Source organism: Pelagibacterium limicola (genome assembly GCF_015694405.1).
Lineage (GTDB): Bacteria > Pseudomonadota > Alphaproteobacteria > Rhizobiales > Devosiaceae > Pelagibacterium > Pelagibacterium limicola.
The window spans coordinates 447,259-466,234 of the sequence record NZ_JADQDB010000002.1 but is presented as its reverse complement, the minus strand read 5'-3'; the positions used below and the strand labels follow the sequence as shown (position 1 = coordinate 466,234).

Below are 18,976 nucleotides of genomic sequence, written 5' to 3'. Positions count from 1 at the left end.
ACCGATGCTTTGCCCGAAACGGGCGGTGCGCTGAATTTCTGCTGCATCGCCCAGGGCTCAAGGAGACCAAAGATGAATCATCATCAGCACGTCATGGATCCGTTCAACTCGCAGGCCAGTGCGCCGTCTTTCGATCAGATCAAGATCAACATCGCGAGCCCTGAGAAGATCCTTTCGTGGTCGTACGGCGAGATCAAGAAGCCGGAGACCATCAATTACCGCACGTTCAAGCCCGAGCGTGACGGCCTGTTCTGCGCACGTATTTTCGGCCCGACCAAGGACTATGAGTGCCTGTGCGGAAAGTACAAGCGCATGAAGTTCAAGGGTGTCATCTGCGAGAAGTGCGGCGTGGAAGTCACGCTTTCACGCGTCCGCCGCGAGCGCATGGGCCATATCGAACTGGCTGCGCCGGTTGCGCATATCTGGTTCCTGAAGTCGCTGCCGTCCCGCATTTCGCAGCTTCTCGACATGACGCTCAAAGATGTCGAGCGCATTCTTTATTTCGAGAACTACGTGGTGATCGAGCCGGGCTTGACCCCGTTCACGCAGTACCAACTCATCACCGAAGAAGAATACCTCGACGCTCAGGACAATTTTGGCCCTGACGCCTTCACCGCCATGATCGGTGCAGAGGCGGTGCGCGAGATGCTGACTGCGCTCGATCTCGAAAAGCTCGCCGCCGATCTGCGCGTGGAAATTGCTGAGTCGACGACGGAACTTAAGCCGAAAAAGCTCGCGAAGCGCTTGAAGATCGTCGAGCAGTTCATCGTTTCGGGGAACAAGCCCGAATGGATGATCATGACGGTCATTCCGGTCATTCCGCCCGAGTTGCGCCCGCTGGTTCCGCTCGACGGCGGTCGGTTTGCGACCTCCGATCTCAACGATCTTTATCGCCGCGTCATCAATCGTAACAACCGCCTAAAGCGCCTGATTGAGCTGCGTGCTCCGGATATCATCATCCGCAACGAAAAGCGCATGCTCCAGGAAGCCGTGGATGCGCTGTTCGACAACGGCCGGCGCGGTCGCACCATTACGGGTGCAAACAAGCGCCCGCTGAAGTCGCTCTCGGACATGCTCAAGGGCAAGCAGGGCCGGTTCCGCCAGAACCTCTTGGGCAAGCGCGTCGACTATTCGGGCCGTTCGGTGATCACCGTGGGTCCCGAACTCAAATTGCATCAGTGCGGCCTGCCCAAGAAGATGGCGCTCGAACTTTTCAAGCCCTTCATCTATTCGCGTCTGGACGCCAAGGGCCTCAGCTCGACCGTCAAGCAGGCAAAGAAGCTGGTCGAGAAGGAACGTCCCGAGGTCTGGGATATTCTCGACGAGGTGATCCGTGAGCACCCGGTTCTTCTCAACCGTGCGCCCACGCTGCACCGTCTGGGCATCCAGGCGTTCGAGCCGATCCTGATCGAAGGCAAGGCCATCCAGCTTCATCCGCTGGTCTGCGCCGCGTTCAACGCCGACTTCGACGGCGACCAGATGGCGGTTCACGTGCCTCTGTCGCTCGAAGCGCAGCTTGAAGCTCGTGTGCTGATGATGTCGACCAACAACATCCTGCACCCTGCCAACGGCCAGCCCATCATTGTGCCGAGCCAGGACATCGTTCTTGGTCTCTACTATGTTTCACTGATGGCCGAGGGCGAGCCCGGTGAAGGCATGGCGTTCGCGTCGATGTCGGAAATCGAGCACGCGCTTGAAAACAAGTCGATCACGCTGCACACGAAGATCAAGGGTCGCGTACGCGTCCAGGCCGAGGATGGCTCGCTTTCGACCAAGATCGTCGAGACGACCCCTGGCCGTATGATCCTCGGGCAGATTCTGCCAAATGACGTGCCGTTCGATACGGTCAACCAGTTGATGACAAAGAAGAATATCTCCAAGGTCATCGACACGGTTTATCGTGCTTGCGGCCAAAAGGAGACAGTCATCTTCTGCGACCGGATCATGGATCTCGGGTTCAAGCAGGCCTGCCGCGCGGGCATTTCGTTCGGCAAGGACGACATGGTGATCCCCGATACCAAGGCTTCCATTGTGGGTGAAACCCGCAGGTTGGTCGAGGAATTCGAGCAGCAGTACAATGACGGCCTTATCACCCATGGCGAGAAGTACAACAAGGTTGTCGACGCCTGGGCCAAGTGCGGCGACAAGGTTGCCGATGAGATGATGAAGCGTATTTCCGCTGTCGAGAAGGATGACAACGGCCGCCAGAGGAAGATCAACTCGGTCTACATGATGAGCCATTCGGGCGCCCGTGGTTCGGTCGCCCAGATGAAGCAGCTTGCAGGGATGCGCGGCCTGATGGCCAAGCCCTCGGGTGAAATCATCGAGACTCCGGTGATCTCGAACTTCAAGGAAGGCCTTACCGTTCTCGAGTACTTCAACTCGACGCACGGCGCCCGTAAGGGTCTGGCCGACACCGCACTCAAGACCGCGAACTCGGGTTACCTGACCCGCCGTCTCGTGGACGTGGCGCAGGACGCGATCATCACCGAGGACGATTGCGGTACCGATCGCGGCCTGACGATGGAGGCCATTGTCGACTCCGGTCAGGTGGTGGCCACGCTCGGCCAGCGTATCCTTGGCCGCGTTTCCGCCGATGACGTTGTTGTCCCGGGCACCGATGACGTCATCGTGGCCAAGGGCACGCTCATGGATGAGAACGATGTGGACCGGATCGAGGCCGCCAAGGTCCAGTCTGTCCGCATCCGCTCGCCGCTGACCTGCGAAGTGCGCCAGGGTTGCTGTGCGGTCTGCTACGGCCGTGACCTTGCGCGTGGTACGCCGGTCAACATGGGTGAAGCTGTTGGCGTGATCGCCGCTCAGTCGATCGGTGAGCCGGGCACCCAGCTTACCATGCGCACCTTCCATATCGGCGGGACCGCGCAGGTCGTGGACAACTCGTATCTCGAGGCTGGTGCCGAGGGCAAGATCGCCTTCCGCAACAAGAACATCGCGACCAACTCCGACAAGCAGACCGTCGTCATGGGCCGCAACGTCCAGATCGTCATCGTGGATGCCGACGGCAAGGAACGCTCGTCGCACAAGGTAGCCTACGGTGCGCGCCTGAGGGTGGCGGAAGGCGAACAGGTCAAGCGCGGCCAGCGTCTGGCCGAGTGGGATCCCTATACCCGCCCGATCCTTACGGAAGTCGAGGGCGAGGTGATTTTCGAGGATCTCGTGGACGGGGCTTCGGTCTCCGAGCAGACCGACGAGACCACCGGTTTCACCAAGCGTCTCGTCATCGACTGGCGCGCGACCCAGCGTGGCGACGGATTGCGTCCGGCTATCGCGGTTGGTTCGAAGGGCCAGTCCTTCAAGACTGATCGTGGGACCGATGCGCGGTATCTGCTCAGCGTCGATGCGGTTATCACCGTTGAACCGGGGACCCGCGTGGCACCGGGTGACGTTCTGGCGCGTATTCCGCTCGAAAGTGCCAAGACCAAGGACATCACCGGCGGTCTGCCGCGTGTTGCCGAACTGTTCGAGGCCCGCCGTCCCAAGGATCACGCCATCATCGCAGAGCTCGATGGCACGATCCGCTTCGGACGCGACTACAAGAACAAGCGCCGCATCATCATTGAGCCCAGTGACGAGAGTCTTGAGCCGGTTGAATATCTCATCCCGAAGGGCAAGCCATTCCATCTCCAGGAAGGCGATCCGATCGAGCGGGGCGAGTATATTCTCGACGGCAACCCGGCCCCACACGACATCCTTGCGATCAAGGGCGTCGAGGAGTTGGCCAAGTACCTCGTGAACGAGATCCAGGAGGTCTATCGCCTGCAGGGCGTGTTGATCAACGACAAGCACATCGAGGTGATTGTCCGTCAAATGCTTCAGAAGGTCGAAATCACCGATGCCGGTGACTCGGGTCTGCTCAAGGAAGAGCAGATCGACAAGATCGACTTCGACGAACTCAACGAGCAACTCGTTGCGGACGGCAAGAAACCCGCGGAGGCTGTTCCGGTTCTCCTCGGTATTACCAAGGCGTCGCTTCAGACTCGCTCCTTCGTTTCGGCAGCGTCGTTCCAGGAAACTACTCGCGTCCTTACGGAAGCAGCAGTTTCCGGCAAGGCCGATCTGCTCGAAGGACTCAAGGAGAACGTCATCGTCGGTCGCCTCATTCCGGCGGGTACCGGTGCGCGCATCACCAACATCCGCCAGATCGCGACCAAGCGGGACGACCTCATCCTTGAGGAGCGCCGCCGCCAGGCTGAGACTGTAGCGATCCCAGCCCCTTCGGCTCCCGCCGAAGCCGTGCCGGAAGCGCCTGCGGAGTAAGCTGGCCGTAATTGCGAATATGGGGAAGGGGCCTTAGGGCCCCTTTTTCTTTTGTTGACCGGGCCAAATCGGGAAGATCACTTCGCCGAACGACCGGCTACGGTTCTTTGCCCCTCCAGCCTGCTGGCGAGGATTGCGGCCAGCAGCGACAGTGTTGTCACGGCAAGCAAGATGAACAGCAGCATCGAGGCGGCGCCATCGGTCGTGAGCGCGGCACCCGTGATCGACGAGATGGCTGCACTCCCTGCAACCGTTATGGCGCCGGCGAGACCTGCCGCCGTGCCGGCAATTTCGGGGTTTATGGAGAGTGCTCCTGCATTTGCGCTCGGCATGGAGATACCATTTCCAATGCCGATCAGAACGCAGGGGCCGAAGAACGCCATCACGTGCTCGATTCCGAGTGCGATGAGCACCAGGCCGATGGCGGGACCGGCAATGGCGATAATGCGACCGGTGAGAAGTGCAGTCGCCAGATTCTTGCCGCCGAAATGGCGCCCAGACAGGAAACTACCAAAGGCAAAGCCCATCGTTATGGTGCCCATGAAAAAGCCAAGCATGGCGGGCTGGAGATTGAATATCGTTGCGGCGACGAGAGGGGAGCCGGCGAGGAAAGCATGGAATGTTCCGGCGATCAGCGCCATGCACAATGCGAACGACCAGAAGAGCGGGGAGCACAACAACGACGGGTAACGGCGGAACTGTTCGGCCACGGTGTTAGCCCGGCGTGTATTGGTTTCCCCGAGGTCGATCCAGCAAAGGGCAAACATCCCAAGGCCGGTCATCCCTAGAAACCAGAAAGATGCGCGCCACCCGAACAGTTCGTCGAGCAATCCGCCGAACAGCGGGCCCAACATGGGAGCGATCGACCAGGCCATTGCGATGTAGCCGATCTTGCTGGCCGTGCGCTCCTTGGTTGTCGTATCCCGCACCACGGCAAGCGCAACGGCGTAACCCGATGTGATCGCTGCCTGAAACATCCGGAAAGCGAGGAAGGTCCAGATATCGGACGCCAGAGCGCACCCGAATGATGCGCCGGTAAAGATCACAATCCCGAGCAAGATGATGGGGCGGCGTCCGAAGCGGTCGGAGAGCGGGGCAAGCACCAACTGTAGCACCGCTGAAACAGCGACATAGCCGGCCAGTGCGAGGCTGACAACGCCATACTCCGTATCGAATTCCTGGGCGATGCTGGCAAGCGACGGAAGGAACATGCTCAATGGCAAAATCGAAAACGCCGAAAGCAGAATAAGCGTCGAGAGGCGAGGAGCGGCACTCATTGGGCGGGGACTTTGGAAAGAGGGACCCTTACACCGGGGATGTCGGCTGGGTGCGCGATTAGGAGCATTTGCCCGATGCTAGTCCTCCGCCCAGGGATGGTCAATCTGGGTCGATCTCGCTGCCGCCCGCTGCCATGCGTCGGGCGCAGGGCAGGGTGGAAGCCGCCATGTCCGCTTTTTTCCCGATAAGCCTTGACGAGTCGGAATCAACCCAGTATGACCCGCCCTACCTAAGCGGTCGGTCGTGATTTTGCACCGGATGCGTACGCGCCCAAAGCGGCACATCCAGGCGGATCAAACACACTGTCGGGTACTTAGACGAAGCAAGTCTTGGGCGCACGAACGCTTCCTTTCCGGGAGGTGATCCTCTGCTTTCTGGCGCTGCCGGTCCTGATAAGGGGCCTCGGGCGGGCGCCGCACGCTTGTTATGTCTGACACAAGGTTTTGTTTACTCGGATGAAAAGAGGGTTCGAGCGATATGCCGACCATTAATCAGCTGATCCGCAAGCCCCGGCAGTCCAAGCCGAAGCGGAACAAGGTTCCGGCTATGGAGGCTAACCCGCAGAAGCGCGGCGTTTGCACTCGCGTCTACACGACGACTCCGAAGAAGCCGAACTCGGCTCTGCGTCGTGTGGCCAAGGTGCGCCTGGTCAATCAGCGTGAAGTCATTACCTATATCCCCGGCGAAGGTCACAACCTGCAAGAGCACTCCGTCGTGCTCATTCGCGGTGGCCGCGTGCGCGACCTCCCCGGCGTTCGTTACCACGTGCTGCGCGGCGTTCTGGATACCCAGAGCGTGAAGGACCGCAAGCAGCGCCGGTCCAAGTATGGCGCGAAGCGGCCGAAATAAGGAGAAGCTGAACCATGTCCCGTCGGCATCGTGCAGAAAAGCGTGAGATCAACCCCGATCCCAAGTTCGGGGATTTGGTCGTTTCCAAGTTCATGAACTCGCTCATGAAGGATGGCAAGAAGTCCGCAGCTGAAGGCATTGTCTACGGCGCGTTCTCCGTCATCGAAGAGCGTACCAAGCAGGACCCTATCCAGGTCTTCCATTCCGCGCTGGACAATGTCCGTCCCGCGGTTGAAGTCCGGTCGCGTCGCGTTGGTGGTGCCACCTATCAGGTGCCGGTCGAAGTCCGCACCGACCGCCAGCAGGCTCTTGCCATTCGTTGGCTGATCGACGCTGCGCGCAAGCGCGGCGAGCAGACCATGGTCGGTCGCCTCTCTGGCGAATTGCTCGATGCCATGAATGGCCGCGGGCAGGCTGTCAAGAAGCGCGAAGACACCCATCGCATGGCCGATGCCAACCGTGCGTTCTCGCACTACCGCTGGTAAGGAGACGCTAGTATGGCCCGCGAATACAATATCGAAGACTATCGCAATTTCGGCATCATGGCGCACATCGATGCCGGCAAGACCACCACGACCGAGCGCATCCTTTATTACACCGGCAAGTCGCACAAGATCGGTGAAGTCCATGACGGCGCAGCCACCATGGACTGGATGGAGCAGGAGCAGGAACGCGGCATCACCATCACTTCGGCTGCCACGACCACGTTCTGGCAGGGTCGTGATGGCAAGAAGCGTCGCTTCAACATCATCGATACGCCGGGCCACGTGGACTTCACCATTGAAGTTGAGCGTTCGCTCCGCGTGCTCGACGGTGCCGTTGCCCTGCTTGACGCCAATGCCGGCGTTGAGCCCCAGACCGAAACCGTCTGGCGCCAGGCCGACAAGTACAACGTTCCGCGTCTGATCTTCGTCAACAAGATGGACAAGATCGGTGCTGACTTCTATCGCTCGGTCGAAATGGTCGGGACCCGTCTGGGTGCCAAGGCCGTTTGCCTGCAGCTGCCGATTGGCGCTGAGAACGAGTTTGCTGGTGTCGTCGATCTCATCGAGATGAAGGCGCTTATCTGGAGCGGCGAAGAGCTCGGTGCGAAATGGGATGTCGTCGATATTCCGGCCGACCTCAAGGATCGCGCTGAAGAATACCGCGAGAAGCTCATCGAAGCTGCCGTCGAACTCGACGAAACTGCGATGGAAGCCTATCTCGAAGGCGAGATGCCCGATAACGATACCATTCGCCGCCTTGTTCGCAAGGGTGTCTGCGAGGTTCAGTTCTTTGGTGTGTGCTGCGGTTCTGCCTTCAAGAACAAAGGCGTACAGCCGCTTCTTGACGCAGTTGTCGACTTCCTGCCGTCGCCAATCGATATTCCTGCGATCAAGGGCATCGATGCCAGGACGGAAGAGGAAATCGAGCGTCATGCCGACGACAGCGAACCGCTTTCGATGCTGGCGTTCAAGATTGCCAACGATCCGCACATGGGTTCGCTGACCTTCTGCCGCATCTATTCGGGCCACCTCGAAGCCGGTGCGACGCTGGAAAACACCGTGAAGGGCAAGCGCGAGCGCGTTGGCCGCATGTTCCAGATGCACTCGAACAGTCGCGAGCAGATCACCGAGGCTTTCGCTGGTGACATCGTTGCAATCGTTGGCCTCAAGGACACCACCACGGGCGACACGCTTTGTGCGTCGAATGCTCCGGTGATCCTCGAGCGCATGATCTTCCCCGATCCGGTTATCGACATTGCCGTCGAGCCCAAGTCGAAGGCCGACCAGGAAAAGATGGGTCTCGCCCTGCAGCGTCTTGCTGCTGAAGATCCCTCGTTCCGCGTGCGTTCGGATGAAGAATCCGGCCAGACGATCATTTCGGGCATGGGTGAATTGCATCTCGACATCATCGTCGATCGCATGAAGCGCGAGTTCAAGGTCGAGGCCAATATCGGCCAGCCGCAGGTGGCTTACCGCGAAACCATTACCCGTCAGGCCGAAGTGGACTACACCCACAAGAAGCAGTCGGGCGGTTCGGGCCAGTTCGCTCGCATCAAGCTGATCATCGAGCCGAATGAAACCGGCGCCGGTTTTGCTTTCGAAAGCAAGGTCGTCGGTGGTTCGGTTCCCAAGGAATACATTCCGGGCGTCGAAAAGGGCATCCAGTCGGTCATGGGCGCTGGTATCCTTGCTGGCTTCCCGATTGTCGACGTCAAGGCGACCCTCATCGACGGTGCCTACCACGATGTTGACTCGTCGGTTCTGGCCTTCGAAATCGCCGGCCGTGCGGGCTTCCGCGAAGCGCTCGGGAAGGCAGGTGCCAAACTTCTCGAGCCGATCATGAAGGTCGAAGTCGTCACCCCTGAAGAGTACATGGGCGATGTTATCGGCGACCTTAATTCCCGCCGTGGCCAGATTCAGGGCACGGAAAGCCGCGGTATCGCGCAGGTAGTCAATGCCTTCGTGCCGCTGGCCAACATGTTTGGGTACGTGAACTCCCTGCGTTCCATGAGCCAGGGGCGTGCACAGTACACGATGGTGTTCGACCACTACGAGCAGGTGCCGCAGGCGGTTGCTGACGAAGTCCAGGCCAAATACGCCTGATTTTAAAAACGAAATCGAACAGCAGCCGTCGCGCTGTCTGAATAGGAGATAAGTGATGGGCAAGGAAAAGTTTGCACGTACGAAGCCGCACTGCAACATTGGCACGATTGGTCACGTTGACCATGGCAAGACGTCATTGACTGCGGCGATCACGAAGGTTTTGGCTGAGACTGGCGGTGCGACGTACACGTCGTACGACAACATCGACAAGGCGCCTGAGGAAAAGGCACGCGGGATCACGATTTCGACCTCGCACGTTGAGTACGAGACGGCCAAGCGCCACTATGCGCATGTGGACTGCCCGGGTCACGCTGACTATGTCAAGAACATGATCACGGGTGCGGCGCAGATGGATGGGGCGATCCTTGTGGTTTCGGCTGCCGACGGCCCGATGCCGCAGACGCGCGAGCACATTCTTCTGGCGCGCCAGGTTGGCGTTCCGGCGCTTGTTGTGTTCCTGAACAAGGTCGACCAGGTCGATGACGAGGAGCTTCTGGAGCTTGTCGAGCTCGAAGTGCGCGAGCTTCTTTCTTCTTATGAATTCCCTGGCGACGACATTCCGATCACCAAGGGTTCTGCGCTGATGGCGCTTGAGGACAAGCGTCCCGAGATCGGGCGCGATGCGGTTCTGGCGCTGATGGAGACGGTTGACGACTACATCCCGCAGCCTGAGCGTCCCAAGGACCAGCCCTTCCTGATGCCTGTCGAGGACGTGTTCTCGATCTCGGGCCGCGGTACGGTTGTGACCGGTCGCGTCGAGCGCGGCATTGTCAAGGTTGGCGACGAAGTCGAGATCGTTGGCATCAAGCCGACGCAGAAGACGACGGTGACGGGCGTTGAGATGTTCCGCAAGCTGCTCGATTCGGGTGAAGCTGGCGACAATATCGGCGCGCTGGTTCGCGGCATCGACCGCAGCCAGGTCGAGCGCGGGCAGGTTCTGTGCAAGCCCGGTTCTGTGACCCCGCACACCAAGTTCGTTGCCGAAGCCTACATCCTGACCAAGGAAGAGGGCGGTCGTCATACCCCGTTCTTCACGAACTACCGTCCGCAGTTCTACTTCCGGACGACGGACGTGACGGGTGTCGTGACGCTCAAGGAAGGCGTCGAGATGGTGATGCCTGGCGACAATGTCGAGATGAATGTCGAGCTGATCGTGCCGATCGCGATGGAAGAAAAGCTCCGCTTCGCCATCCGCGAAGGCGGCCGCACCGTCGGCGCCGGCGTTGTCTCCAAAATCGTCGAGTAAGCGGAAATACAATTGAGAGTGCGGTGCGCCGCTAACGCGCACCGCGGTCCTTTTTTCGGGATAGAACGAAGATGAACGGTCAGAACATTCGCATCCGGCTCAAGGCGTTCGATCATCGCGTGCTCGACAATTCGACCCGCGAGATCGTCAACACTGCCAAGCGTACGGGCGCACAGGTTCGCGGTCCCATTCCGCTGCCTACGCGAATTGACAAATACACCGTCAACCGGTCGCCCCACGTCGACAAGAAGAGCCGCGAGCAGTTCGAAATCCGGACTCACAAGCGTCTTCTGGACATCGTGGATCCGACCCCGCAGACGGTCGATGCACTGATGAAGCTCGATCTCGCCGCCGGTGTCGACGTCGAAATCAAGCTCTAAAGAAATGAGTTTCTAGCGTTTTTCATTTCGGTGGGTCCTCTTGGGAAACAATGACCCGGAAAAACGCCCAAAAGAAAAGGTAACAACCGATGCGTTCTGGATTGATCGCACAGAAGCTGGGAATGACCCGCATCTTCACGGATGACGGTGCGCATGTTCCCGTTACCGTCCTGGCGCTGCAAGGCTGCCAGGTGGTGGGCCAGCGTACGCAGGATAAGGACGGCTATGTCGCGCTGCAGGTCGGCGCCGGTTCCGTCAAGGTCAAGAATGTGAGCAAGGCGCAGCGCGGCCAGTTCGCCGCAGCGCAGGTCGAGCCCAAGCGCAAGATCGTCGAGTTCCGTGTTTCCGCGGATAATCTCATCGACGTCGGCGCCCAGCTGCAGGCCGATCACTTCCTTGAAGGCCAGCTTGTCGACGTGACGGGGACTTCGATCGGTAAGGGTTTTGCCGGTGCGATGAAGCGTCACAACTTTGGCGGCCTGCGTGCTTCGCACGGCGTGTCGGTTTCGCACCGTTCGCACGGTTCGACCGGCGGTCGTCAGGACCCGGGCAAGGTGTTCAAGAACAAGAAGATGGCCGGCCATATGGGCGACGTTCGCGTCACCACCCAGAACGTCAAGGTCGTCAAGACCGACGTCGAGCGCGGCCTGATCATGGTTCAGGGTTCGGTTCCGGGTGCCAAGGGCGGCTGGATCCAGATCCGCGACGCCGTCAAGAAGCCGCTTCCGGAAGGTGTTGCACGTCCCGGTTCGTTTAAGGCTGCTGCCGCTGCCAATGGGGAGAGCGCATAATGGAACTCCAGGTCACAACCCTTGAGGGCAAGGCCGCGGGCAAGGTCACGCTCGACGATGCCGTATTCGGTCTCGAGCCCCGCGCCGACCTCATCCAGCGCATGGTTCGCTATCAGCTGCTGAAGCGGATGGCAGGCACGCATGACGTCAAGAACCGCGGTGAAGTCTCCCAGACCGGCAAGAAGTTCGGCCGGCAGAAAGGCGGCGGCGGTGCTCGTCACGGTTCACGCCGGTCCAACATCTTCCGGGGTGGTGGACGTGCGTTCGGCCCGACCCCGCGCAGCCATGCGATCGATCTGCCCAAGAAGGTCCGCGCGCTGGCATTGAAGCATGCGCTTTCGGCCAAGGCCAAGGCCGGCGAGCTGATCATTCTCGACAGCGCCGTTGCCAGCGAGCCCAAGACCGCAGCCCTCAAGGTTGCGTTCGGCAAGCTCGGGTTTGCCAATGCGCTGATCATCGGCGGTGCAGAACTCGACCGGAACTTCGCGCTTGCTGCGCGGAACATTCCGCAGATCGACGTCCTGCCGGCCCAGGGCATCAACGTTTATGACATTCTGCGTCGCGAAAAGCTTGTCCTCACCAAGGACGCTCTCGCTGCGCTGGAGGGCCGGTTCCAATGAGCGCGCTCAAGGCATACGACATCATCCGCAACCCCGTCGTGACCGAAAAGTCCACGATGGCTTCGGAAAACAACCAGGTCGTTTTCGACGTGGCGATCGATGCAACCAAGACCGATATCAAGGCCGCCGTCGAGCAGCTGTTTTCGGTCAAGGTCAAGGCTGTCAACACCATCGTGCGCAAGGGCAAGGTAAAGCGGTTCCGCAACTTCCTTGGCAAGCGCAAGGACGTGAAGAAGGCCATCGTTACGCTCGTCGACGGCCAGACCATCGACATTTCGACCGGTCTTTAAGGCTAGGGAAGTAGAACAATGGCTTTGAAGCAATACAATCCGACCTCGCCGGGCCGCCGCCAGCTCGTCGGCATCGACCGGTCCGAACTCTGGAACGGCTCGCCGGTCAAGAAGCTGACCGAGGGCTTGACCAAGTCCGGTGGCCGCAACAACCGTGGCCGCGTTACCTCGTTTGCGCGCGGCGGCGGGCACAAGCGCCGCTATCGCCTGGTCGATTTCAAGCGCACCAAGTTCGACGTCGTGGGTACGGTCGAGCGCCTTGAATACGATCCGAACCGGACCGCATTCATCGCTCTGGTCAACTACGAAGATGGCGAGCAGGCTTATATCCTTGCGCCGCAGCGTCTTGCTGCCGGGGACAAGGTTGTCTCCTCGCTCAACGCGGTCGACGTCAAGCCTGGCAATACGATGCCGCTCGAGAAGATGCCGGTGGGCACGATCGTCCACAACATCGAGCTCAAGCCGCGCAAGGGTGGCCAGGTTGCTCGTTCGGCCGGTGGGTACGCACAGTATGTGGGCCGCGACGCCGGTTGGGCGATCCTTCGCCTCAACTCGGGCGAGCAGCGCCTCGTGCATGGCTCGTGCTTGGCAACCGTTGGTGCGGTGTCCAATCCGGATCACTCGAACACCAATCTGGGCAAGGCCGGCCGTAGTCGCTGGCTTGGCAAGCGTCCGAACGTTCGCGGTGTCGCGATGAACCCTGTCGATCACCCGCATGGTGGTGGTGAAGGCCGTACCTCGGGTGGCCGTCATCCGGTCACTCCGTGGGGCAAGCCGACAAAGGGCAAGCGCACCCGCTCCAACAAGGCGACGGACAAGTTCATCGTCCGCTCGCGGCACCTCAAGAAGGGCAGGTAAGAGTCATGGCACGTTCCGTCTGGAAAGGCCCGTTTGTTGACGGGTATCTGCTGAAGAAGGCAGACAAGGTCCGTGAATCGGGCCGCAACGAAGTGATCAAGATCTGGAGCCGCCGCTCGACGATCCTGCCGCAGTTCGTTGGCCTTACCTTCGGCGTCTACAACGGCCAGAAGCATGTTCCGGTGAATGTTTCCGAGGACATGATCGGTCACAAGTTCGGTGAATTTTCGCCCACGCGCACCTATTACGGGCACGCGGCCGACAAGAAGGCGAAGAGGAAGTAATTATGGGCAAGCAGAAGAACGAACGTGCGCTCAAGGACAATGAGGCCAAGGCCGTCCTGCGTATGGTTCGTACAAGCCCCCAGAAGCTGAACCTGGTTGCCGCACAGATCCGCGGCAAGAAGGTCGACAAGGCTCTGGCCGTGCTGGAATTCTCGCGCAAGCGGATTTCGGAATCGGTCAAGAAGACCCTTGAGAGCGCCATCGCGAATGCCGAGAACAATCATGGTCTCGACACGGATTCTCTGGTGGTTGCCGAGGCTTTTGTGGGCAAGGCGTTGGTGATGAAGCGGTTCCATGCCCGCGCCCGCGGTCGCGGCGCACGGATCGAGAAGCCGTTTTCGCACCTGACCATCGTTGTCCGTGAAGTCGAGGAGGCCGTCTGATGGGCCAGAAAGTCAATCCGATCGGGCTTCGGCTCGGCATCAATCGGACCTGGGATTCCCGTTGGTACGCCAACAAGGGTGAGTTCGGCTCGCTCCTGCAGGAAGATCTCAAGATCCGCGAAATGCTCGAGGAAGAGCTCAAGCAGGCCGCGGTGTCCAAGATCGTCATCGAGCGCCCGCACCGGAAGTGCCGCATCACGATCCACTCGGCCCGTCCGGGAATCGTGATCGGCAAGAAGGGCGCGGACATCGAGAAGATTCGGTCCAAGGTCAAGAAGTTCACCAATTCGGAAGTGCACATCAACATCGTTGAAGTGCGTAAGCCGGAGACCGATGCCACCCTGGTTGCCCAGGGTATTGCCCAGCAGCTCGAACGCCGCGTGGCGTTCCGCCGGGCGATGAAGCGCGCCGTGCAGACGGCAATGCGCATGGGCGCCCAGGGTATCCGCGTCAATGTTGGCGGTCGTCTCGGCGGTGCGGATATCGCACGGACCGAGTGGTACCGCGAGGGCCGCGTTCCGCTCCACACGCTGCGTGCAGATGTGGATTACGGTGTCGCTGAAGCCGCCACGACCTACGGGATCATCGGGATCAAGGTCTGGATCTTCAAGGGCGAGATCATGGAACACGATCCGATGGCTCATGAGCGCCGTGCTACCGAAGGTAGCGATTCTGGCGGGCAGGGTCGTCGCGGTCCGGCTGCAAGCTGATAGGAAGACTTAAAAATGCTGCAACCGAAGCGTACAAAGTTCCGCAAGGCCCACAAGGGCCGGATCCACGGCGTCGCCAAGGGCGGCTTCGATCTCAATTTTGGCGAATATGGCTTGAAGGCTCAGGAACCTGAGCGTATAACCGCCCGCCAGATTGAGGCCGCCCGCCGCGCGATGACTCGTTATATGAAGCGCGCTGGTCGTGTGTGGATCCGGGTTTTCCCGGATGTGCCTGTGTCGTCCAAGCCGACCGAAGTCCGTATGGGTAAGGGCAAGGGTGCTCCCGAATATTGGGCAGCCCGCGTCAAGCCCGGCCGGATCATGTTCGAGATCGACGGCGTGAGTGAAGAGATTGCGCGTGAAGCTCTGCGTCTTGCGGCTATGAAGCTGCCGATCAAGACGCGGTTTGTCAGCCGCATTGCAGATTAAGGACGTATAGCGATGGCCAAGCCGAGCGACGTTAGGGCAAAGACGGTAGACGAACTCAAGACTGATCTCGTCAACCTCAAGAAAGAGCAGTTCAATCTGCGTTTCCAGCGCGCCCCCCAGCAGCTGGATAATACCGCGCAGGTGCGCAAGGTTCGCCGCGATATCGCCCGCGTCAAGACCGTGCTCGCCGAAAAGACCGCGGCAGCGAAGTAAGGAGACCAAGATGCCCAAGCGTATTCTGCAGGGGACCGTGGTCTCCGACAAGAACGACAAGACGATCGTGGTGAGCGTAGAGTGCCGCTTTACCCACCCGATCATGAAGAAGACGGTGCGCCGTTCCAAGAAGTACCACGCCCACGACGAGGCCAACTCGGCCAAAGTCGGTGATGTCGTGCAGATCGAGGAAACAGCGCCGATCTCGAAGAATAAGCGTTGGACACTCGTTACGTCGGCCTGATTGGGCGCGGAACGCACTGAGATTAAAGAAGGCAATCAGTCATGATTCAGATGCAGACAAATCTCGACGTGGCCGACAATTCGGGCGCCCGTCGTGTTATGTGCATCAAGGTGCTCGGCGGCTCGCATCGCAAGTATGCGTCCGTTGGCGACATCATCGTGGTGTCGGTCAAGGATGCCATCCCGCGCGGCCGCGTCAAGAAGGGCCAGGTGATGAAGGCCGTCGTGGTGCGTACCGCTTCGGATATCCGCCGTCCCGATGGCACCGTGATCCGTTTCGACCGCAATGCAGCGGTCATCATCAACAACAACAAGGAACCGATCGGTACCCGTATCTTCGGTCCGGTTCCGCGTGAGCTGCGTGCGAAAAATCACATGAAAATCATTTCGCTCGCGCCGGAGGTGCTGTAATGGCTGCCAAGATCAAAAAGGGTGACAAGGTCATCGTTCTGACTGGCAAGGACAAGGGCAAGACCGGTACGGTATCCCAGGTCTTCCCGTCCGAGACGCGCGCCATCGTTCAGGGCATCAATCTCGTCCGCCGTCATACCAAGCAGTCTGCGAGCCGGGATGCGGGCATCTACACCAAGGAAGCCCCGATCCACCTGAGCAATATCGCGCTGCTCGACGCCAAGGAAAACAAGCCGACCCGTGTTGGCTTCAAGATCGAAGACGGCGTGAAGAAGCGCGTCGCAAAGCGTTCCGGAGAAGTGATCGATGGCTGAGACATATATTCCGCGCCTTCGCACTCATTATGACGATGTGGTGCGCGCAGGTCTCATCGAGACCTTCAACTACGCCAACCCCATGGAAGTGCCCAAGCTTGAGAAAGTGGTCATCAACATGGGCGTCGGCGAAGCCGTTGCCGACTCCAAGAAGGTGAAGGCCGCTCTTGCCGATCTCGAGAAGATCGCAGGTCAGAAGGCCGTCATCACAAATGCGCGCAAGTCGATTGCGGGCTTCAAGGTTCGTGAAGGCATGGCGCTCGGTGTCAAGGTGACGCTGCGCAAGGCACAGATGTACGAGTTCGTCGATCGTCTCGTGAACGTGGCCCTGCCGCGTGTGCGCGACTTCCGTGGGCTCAATCCCAAGAGCTTCGATGGCCGCGGCAACTTCGCCATGGGCATCAAGGAACACATCGTGTTCCCCGAGATCAACTATGACCAGATCGATCAGGTCTGGGGCATGGACGTGATCGTCTGCACGACCGCAAAGACCGACGACGAAGCGCGCGCGCTTCTCAAGGCTTTCAATTTTCCGTTCCGCCAGTAGGCCGGGCAGGGAAGAGAGACGAAAGAGAGAACTGGATGGCTAAGGTTAGCTCCATCGAAAAGAACAAGCGCCGCGCAAAGCTTGCCAAGCAGTATGCGAACAAGCGTGCTGCGCTCAAGGCGAAGGCCAAGGACGAGAGCCTCTCGTTCGAGGAACGCTTCGCCGCGCAACTCAAGCTCGCTGAGCTGCCGCGCAATGCGTCGCCAGTTCGCGTGCGCAACCGCTGCGAAGTGTCGGGCCGCCCGCGCGGGTACTATCGCAAGCTCAAGCTCAGCCGCATTGCGCTGCGTGAACTTGGCGCGATGGGCAAGATCCCGGGCTTGGTCAAGTCGAGCTGGTAAGGAAGAACTGATATGACGCTCACCGATCCTCTTGGCGATATGCTGACCCGCATCCGTAACGCGCAGATGCGCCGCCGCGACGTTGTCCGTACTCCGGCATCCTCGCTGCGCGCTCACGTTCTGGATGTGCTCAAGGCTGAAGGCTATATTCGTGGTTACAATCAGGTAGCCGCCGAAAACGGGCTTTCCGAGTTCGACATCGAACTCAAGTATTCGGATAACCAGCCTGCTATTCGCGAGTTGCAGAGGGTGTCCAAGCCTGGTCGTCGGGTTTACGCATCCGTCAGGAATATTCCCGTAGTCGGCAACGGCCTCGGTGTATCGATCCTTTCCACCCCCAAGGGTGTGATGGCCGATCATCAGGCGCGTGCTGAAAATGTTGGCGGTGAGGTCCTCTGCCGCGTCTTCTAGGACGCGATGAGGAGACCCCACCAACTTGAGAGAAGGCAAAGAAAAATGTCGCGTATTGGCAAGAAGCCGGTAGCACCGGTCAGCGGCGTGACGGTCACGGTCGATGGCCAGAAGGTCACCGCCAAGGGTTCCAAGGGTGAACTCTCGGTCGTGCTGGTCGATGCTGTCAAACCCGAGCAGACCGAAGAGGGCGTCGTCATCACGCCGGTCAACGACACTCGCGAGGCCCGTTCGGCCTGGGGGCTGTCCCGGTCGCTCGTCCAGAACATCGTCACCGGCGTTTCAACCGGTTTCGAAAAGAAGCTGGCGATCACCGGTGTTGGTTATCGTGCCCAGATGCAGGGTTCGGACCTTAAGCTCTCGCTCGGTTTTTCGCACGAAGTGATCTTCAAGGCGCCCGATGGCATCTCGCTTGCTGCCCCCACACAGACGGAAATCGTCGTAACGGGGATCGACAAGCAGCAGGTTGGCCAGGTCGCCGCCAATATCCGCGAATTTCGTCCGCCGGAGCCCTACAAGGGCAAGGGCGTGCGCTACGCCGACGAGTATATCTTCCGCAAGGAAGGCAAGAAGAAGTAAGGATTGGTCGATATGGCTAAGCTTTCTGGTATTGAACGCCGCAAGGCGCGTGTTCGTCGGGCTCTCAAGGCCCGTGCCAACGGCCGTCCGCGTCTGTCGGTCTTCCGTTCGGACAAGAACATCTACGCACAGGTCATCGATGATGCGCAGGGTGTGACGCTTGCGTCCGCTTCTTCGCTCGACAAGGGCCTGAAGATCAAGAATGGCGGCAATGCCGCTGCTGCCGCCGAAGTGGGCAAGGCTGTTGCCGAGCGCGCCAAGAAGGCAGGGGTTACCGAGGTCGTTTTCGACCGCGGTGCCTACATTTTCCATGGCCGTGTAAAGGCCCTTGCAGACGCTGCCCGTGAGGGCGGCCTGCAGTTCTAATCACGGCGAGGAAGAAGAGTTATGAGCAGAGACATTCAAGAGCGCGAAAGCGAATTTGTCGATCGCCTGGTTCACATCAACCGCGTTGCCAAGGTGGTGAAGGGTGGCCGTCGCTTCGGTTTTGCCGCGCTCGTCGTCGTGGGTGACCAGAAGGGCCGCGTTGGCTTCGGTCACGGCAAGGCGCGTGAAGTGCCGGAAGCCATCCGTAAGGCGACCGAGCAGGCCAAGCGCCAGATGATCCGCGTTCCGCTGCGTGAAGCGCGTACGCTGCACCATGACGTGCATGGGCGCCATGGCGCGGGCAAGGTGCTGCTGCGTGCAGCGCCCGCCGGTACCGGCATCATTGCGGGTGGTCCGATGCGTGCGGTGTTCGAGACCCTCGGCATCAACGATATCGTGGCCAAGTCGCAGGGTTCGGCGAACCCCTACAACATGGTTCGCGCCACTTTTGACGCGCTCAAGAACGTTGATAGCCCCCGTTCGGTCGCCGCCCGCCGTGGCCTCAAGGTGTCCGAGCTTCAGTCCCGTCGCGGCGAAACCGCCGTCGAAGCCTGATAGCGGGAGCGA

At 59.8% G+C, this 18,976-nt stretch carries 25 protein-coding genes; 24 read left to right on the top strand and 1 reads right to left on the bottom strand.

Features of this window, described 5'->3' with window-relative positions; translation table 11 throughout:
* Nucleotides 1-72: 72 nt before the first annotated feature.
* The gene (rpoC, locus tag I2G20_RS05375) at nt 73-4,278 is read left to right on the top strand and encodes a DNA-directed RNA polymerase subunit beta' (RefSeq protein WP_196258645.1); all 4,206 of its coding nucleotides are present in this window, start codon (nt 73-75) and stop codon (nt 4,276-4,278) included.
* A gap of 77 nt (nt 4,279-4,355) precedes the next feature.
* On the opposite strand, the gene I2G20_RS05370 is transcribed toward rpoC, so the two are convergent.
* The gene (locus I2G20_RS05370; RefSeq protein ID WP_196258644.1) at nt 4,356-5,555 is read right to left on the bottom strand and encodes a Bcr/CflA family efflux MFS transporter; all 1,200 of its coding nucleotides are present in this window, start codon (nt 5,553-5,555) and stop codon (nt 4,356-4,358) included.
* Between the two features lie 478 nt (nt 5,556-6,033).
* On the opposite strand from I2G20_RS05370, the gene rpsL reads away from it, so the two are divergent.
* From rpsL to rpsE, 23 genes are all read left to right on the top strand, one after another.
* Nucleotides 6,034-6,405, top strand: a complete 372-nt coding sequence (rpsL, locus tag I2G20_RS05365) for a 30S ribosomal protein S12 (protein WP_196258643.1) — start codon at nt 6,034-6,036, stop codon at nt 6,403-6,405.
* A gap of 14 nt (nt 6,406-6,419) precedes the next feature.
* A complete protein-coding gene (rpsG, locus tag I2G20_RS05360) occupies nt 6,420-6,890 on the top strand; it encodes a 30S ribosomal protein S7 (RefSeq protein ID WP_196258642.1) in 471 nt (156 codons plus the stop codon).
* A 12-nt stretch (nt 6,891-6,902) separates the two neighbouring features.
* Nucleotides 6,903-8,993: an elongation factor G gene (fusA, locus tag I2G20_RS05355; protein WP_196258641.1), complete on the top strand. Its 2,091-nt coding sequence runs from the start codon at nt 6,903-6,905 to the stop codon at nt 8,991-8,993.
* A 55-nt stretch (nt 8,994-9,048) separates the two neighbouring features.
* Complete coding sequence (gene tuf, locus I2G20_RS05350) at nt 9,049-10,239, top strand: elongation factor Tu (RefSeq protein ID WP_196258640.1); 1,191 nt, start codon at nt 9,049-9,051, stop codon at nt 10,237-10,239.
* A 71-nt stretch (nt 10,240-10,310) separates the two neighbouring features.
* Complete coding sequence (gene rpsJ, locus I2G20_RS05345) at nt 10,311-10,619, top strand: 30S ribosomal protein S10 (protein WP_014130837.1); 309 nt, start codon at nt 10,311-10,313, stop codon at nt 10,617-10,619.
* Nucleotides 10,620-10,708: 89 nt separating this feature from the next.
* Complete coding sequence (gene rplC, locus I2G20_RS05340; protein WP_196258639.1) at nt 10,709-11,410, top strand: 50S ribosomal protein L3; 702 nt, start codon at nt 10,709-10,711, stop codon at nt 11,408-11,410.
* Entirely contained in the window at nt 11,410-12,030 is a 621-nt protein-coding gene (gene rplD / locus I2G20_RS05335; protein ID WP_196258638.1) for a 50S ribosomal protein L4, read from the top strand. The genes rplC and rplD overlap by 1 nt, the downstream gene beginning before the upstream one ends.
* Complete coding sequence (locus I2G20_RS05330) at nt 12,027-12,320, top strand: 50S ribosomal protein L23 (protein WP_196258637.1); 294 nt, start codon at nt 12,027-12,029, stop codon at nt 12,318-12,320. The genes rplD and I2G20_RS05330 overlap by 4 nt, the downstream gene beginning before the upstream one ends.
* An 18-nt stretch (nt 12,321-12,338) precedes the next feature.
* A complete protein-coding gene (rplB, locus tag I2G20_RS05325) occupies nt 12,339-13,178 on the top strand; it encodes a 50S ribosomal protein L2 (protein ID WP_196258636.1) in 840 nt (279 codons plus the stop codon).
* 5 nt (nt 13,179-13,183) lie between these two features.
* Nucleotides 13,184-13,462 (top strand): 30S ribosomal protein S19, encoded by a 279-nt coding sequence (rpsS, locus tag I2G20_RS05320; protein WP_196258635.1) that lies wholly within the window; start codon nt 13,184-13,186, stop codon nt 13,460-13,462.
* 2 nt (nt 13,463-13,464) lie between these two features.
* The gene (gene rplV, locus I2G20_RS05315; RefSeq protein ID WP_196258634.1) at nt 13,465-13,845 is read left to right on the top strand and encodes a 50S ribosomal protein L22; all 381 of its coding nucleotides are present in this window, start codon (nt 13,465-13,467) and stop codon (nt 13,843-13,845) included.
* Nucleotides 13,845-14,555: a 30S ribosomal protein S3 gene (gene rpsC, locus I2G20_RS05310; RefSeq protein WP_196258633.1), complete on the top strand. Its 711-nt coding sequence runs from the start codon at nt 13,845-13,847 to the stop codon at nt 14,553-14,555. Before rplV ends, rpsC begins: the two co-directional genes overlap by 1 nt.
* A gap of 15 nt (nt 14,556-14,570) precedes the next feature.
* Nucleotides 14,571-14,984: a 50S ribosomal protein L16 gene (gene rplP, locus I2G20_RS05305; RefSeq protein ID WP_196258632.1), complete on the top strand. Its 414-nt coding sequence runs from the start codon at nt 14,571-14,573 to the stop codon at nt 14,982-14,984.
* Between the two features lie 12 nt (nt 14,985-14,996).
* On the top strand, nt 14,997-15,197 hold the full coding sequence (gene rpmC / locus I2G20_RS05300; protein ID WP_196258631.1) for a 50S ribosomal protein L29: 201 nt from the start codon (nt 14,997-14,999) through the stop codon (nt 15,195-15,197).
* Nucleotides 15,198-15,207: 10 nt separating this feature from the next.
* The gene (rpsQ, locus tag I2G20_RS05295; protein WP_196258630.1) at nt 15,208-15,441 is read left to right on the top strand and encodes a 30S ribosomal protein S17; all 234 of its coding nucleotides are present in this window, start codon (nt 15,208-15,210) and stop codon (nt 15,439-15,441) included.
* Between the two features lie 41 nt (nt 15,442-15,482).
* On the top strand, nt 15,483-15,851 hold the full coding sequence (gene rplN / locus I2G20_RS05290; protein ID WP_114644921.1) for a 50S ribosomal protein L14: 369 nt from the start codon (nt 15,483-15,485) through the stop codon (nt 15,849-15,851).
* Nucleotides 15,851-16,165 (top strand): 50S ribosomal protein L24, encoded by a 315-nt coding sequence (rplX, locus tag I2G20_RS05285; protein WP_196258629.1) that lies wholly within the window; start codon nt 15,851-15,853, stop codon nt 16,163-16,165. The genes rplN and rplX overlap by 1 nt, the downstream gene beginning before the upstream one ends.
* Nucleotides 16,158-16,712, top strand: coding sequence for a 50S ribosomal protein L5 (gene rplE / locus I2G20_RS05280; RefSeq protein ID WP_196258628.1), 555 nt, complete (start codon nt 16,158-16,160; stop codon nt 16,710-16,712). Before rplX ends, rplE begins: the two co-directional genes overlap by 8 nt.
* Nucleotides 16,713-16,747: 35 nt before the next feature.
* Nucleotides 16,748-17,053 carry a 30S ribosomal protein S14 gene (rpsN, locus tag I2G20_RS05275; protein ID WP_196258627.1) on the top strand — a complete coding sequence of 102 codons (306 nt, stop codon included), beginning with the start codon at nt 16,748-16,750 and terminating at the stop codon, nt 17,051-17,053.
* 12 nt (nt 17,054-17,065) lie between these two features.
* Complete coding sequence (gene rpsH, locus I2G20_RS05270) at nt 17,066-17,464, top strand: 30S ribosomal protein S8 (RefSeq protein ID WP_196258626.1); 399 nt, start codon at nt 17,066-17,068, stop codon at nt 17,462-17,464.
* A 45-nt stretch (nt 17,465-17,509) separates the two neighbouring features.
* Nucleotides 17,510-18,043, top strand: coding sequence for a 50S ribosomal protein L6 (gene rplF, locus I2G20_RS05265; RefSeq protein ID WP_196258625.1), 534 nt, complete (start codon nt 17,510-17,512; stop codon nt 18,041-18,043).
* Between the two features lie 12 nt (nt 18,044-18,055).
* The gene (gene rplR / locus I2G20_RS05260) at nt 18,056-18,409 is read left to right on the top strand and encodes a 50S ribosomal protein L18 (RefSeq protein WP_196258624.1); all 354 of its coding nucleotides are present in this window, start codon (nt 18,056-18,058) and stop codon (nt 18,407-18,409) included.
* 21 nt (nt 18,410-18,430) lie between these two features.
* Nucleotides 18,431-18,964, top strand: coding sequence for a 30S ribosomal protein S5 (rpsE, locus tag I2G20_RS05255; protein WP_196258623.1), 534 nt, complete (start codon nt 18,431-18,433; stop codon nt 18,962-18,964).
* Nucleotides 18,965-18,976: the final 12 nt, after the last annotated feature.

Bases quoted from the DNA above. Each gene is read 5' to 3' on its own strand.
- rpmC (WP_196258631.1), top strand. From the start codon at position 14,997: ATGGCCAAGCCGAGCGACGTTAGGGCAAAGACGGTAGACGAACTCAAG.
- tuf (WP_196258640.1), top strand. From the start codon at position 9,049: ATGGGCAAGGAAAAGTTTGCACGTACGAAGCCGCACTGCAACATTGGC.
- rpsG (WP_196258642.1), top strand. From the start codon at position 6,420: ATGTCCCGTCGGCATCGTGCAGAAAAGCGTGAGATCAACCCCGATCCC.
- rpsH (WP_196258626.1), top strand. From the start codon at position 17,066: ATGACGCTCACCGATCCTCTTGGCGATATGCTGACCCGCATCCGTAAC.
- rpsL (WP_196258643.1), top strand. From the start codon at position 6,034: ATGCCGACCATTAATCAGCTGATCCGCAAGCCCCGGCAGTCCAAGCCG.
- rplR (WP_196258624.1), top strand. From the start codon at position 18,056: ATGGCTAAGCTTTCTGGTATTGAACGCCGCAAGGCGCGTGTTCGTCGG.
- rplP (WP_196258632.1), top strand. From the start codon at position 14,571: ATGCTGCAACCGAAGCGTACAAAGTTCCGCAAGGCCCACAAGGGCCGG.
- rplN (WP_114644921.1), top strand. From the start codon at position 15,483: ATGATTCAGATGCAGACAAATCTCGACGTGGCCGACAATTCGGGCGCC.
- I2G20_RS05330 (WP_196258637.1), top strand. From the start codon at position 12,027: ATGAGCGCGCTCAAGGCATACGACATCATCCGCAACCCCGTCGTGACC.
- fusA (WP_196258641.1), top strand. From the start codon at position 6,903: ATGGCCCGCGAATACAATATCGAAGACTATCGCAATTTCGGCATCATG.
- rplB (WP_196258636.1), top strand. From the start codon at position 12,339: ATGGCTTTGAAGCAATACAATCCGACCTCGCCGGGCCGCCGCCAGCTC.
- rplF (WP_196258625.1), top strand. From the start codon at position 17,510: ATGTCGCGTATTGGCAAGAAGCCGGTAGCACCGGTCAGCGGCGTGACG.
- rpsE (WP_196258623.1), top strand. From the start codon at position 18,431: ATGAGCAGAGACATTCAAGAGCGCGAAAGCGAATTTGTCGATCGCCTG.
- rplE (WP_196258628.1), top strand. From the start codon at position 16,158: ATGGCTGAGACATATATTCCGCGCCTTCGCACTCATTATGACGATGTG.
- rpsC (WP_196258633.1), top strand. From the start codon at position 13,845: ATGGGCCAGAAAGTCAATCCGATCGGGCTTCGGCTCGGCATCAATCGG.
- rpsN (WP_196258627.1), top strand. From the start codon at position 16,748: ATGGCTAAGGTTAGCTCCATCGAAAAGAACAAGCGCCGCGCAAAGCTT.
- rplV (WP_196258634.1), top strand. From the start codon at position 13,465: ATGGGCAAGCAGAAGAACGAACGTGCGCTCAAGGACAATGAGGCCAAG.
- rplD (WP_196258638.1), top strand. From the start codon at position 11,410: ATGGAACTCCAGGTCACAACCCTTGAGGGCAAGGCCGCGGGCAAGGTC.
- I2G20_RS05370 (WP_196258644.1), bottom strand. From the start codon at position 5,555: ATGAGTGCCGCTCCTCGCCTCTCGACGCTTATTCTGCTTTCGGCGTTT.
- rplC (WP_196258639.1), top strand. From the start codon at position 10,709: ATGCGTTCTGGATTGATCGCACAGAAGCTGGGAATGACCCGCATCTTC.
- rpsJ (WP_014130837.1), top strand. From the start codon at position 10,311: ATGAACGGTCAGAACATTCGCATCCGGCTCAAGGCGTTCGATCATCGC.
- rpsQ (WP_196258630.1), top strand. From the start codon at position 15,208: ATGCCCAAGCGTATTCTGCAGGGGACCGTGGTCTCCGACAAGAACGAC.
- rplX (WP_196258629.1), top strand. From the start codon at position 15,851: ATGGCTGCCAAGATCAAAAAGGGTGACAAGGTCATCGTTCTGACTGGC.
- rpsS (WP_196258635.1), top strand. From the start codon at position 13,184: ATGGCACGTTCCGTCTGGAAAGGCCCGTTTGTTGACGGGTATCTGCTG.
- rpoC (WP_196258645.1), top strand. From the start codon at position 73: ATGAATCATCATCAGCACGTCATGGATCCGTTCAACTCGCAGGCCAGT.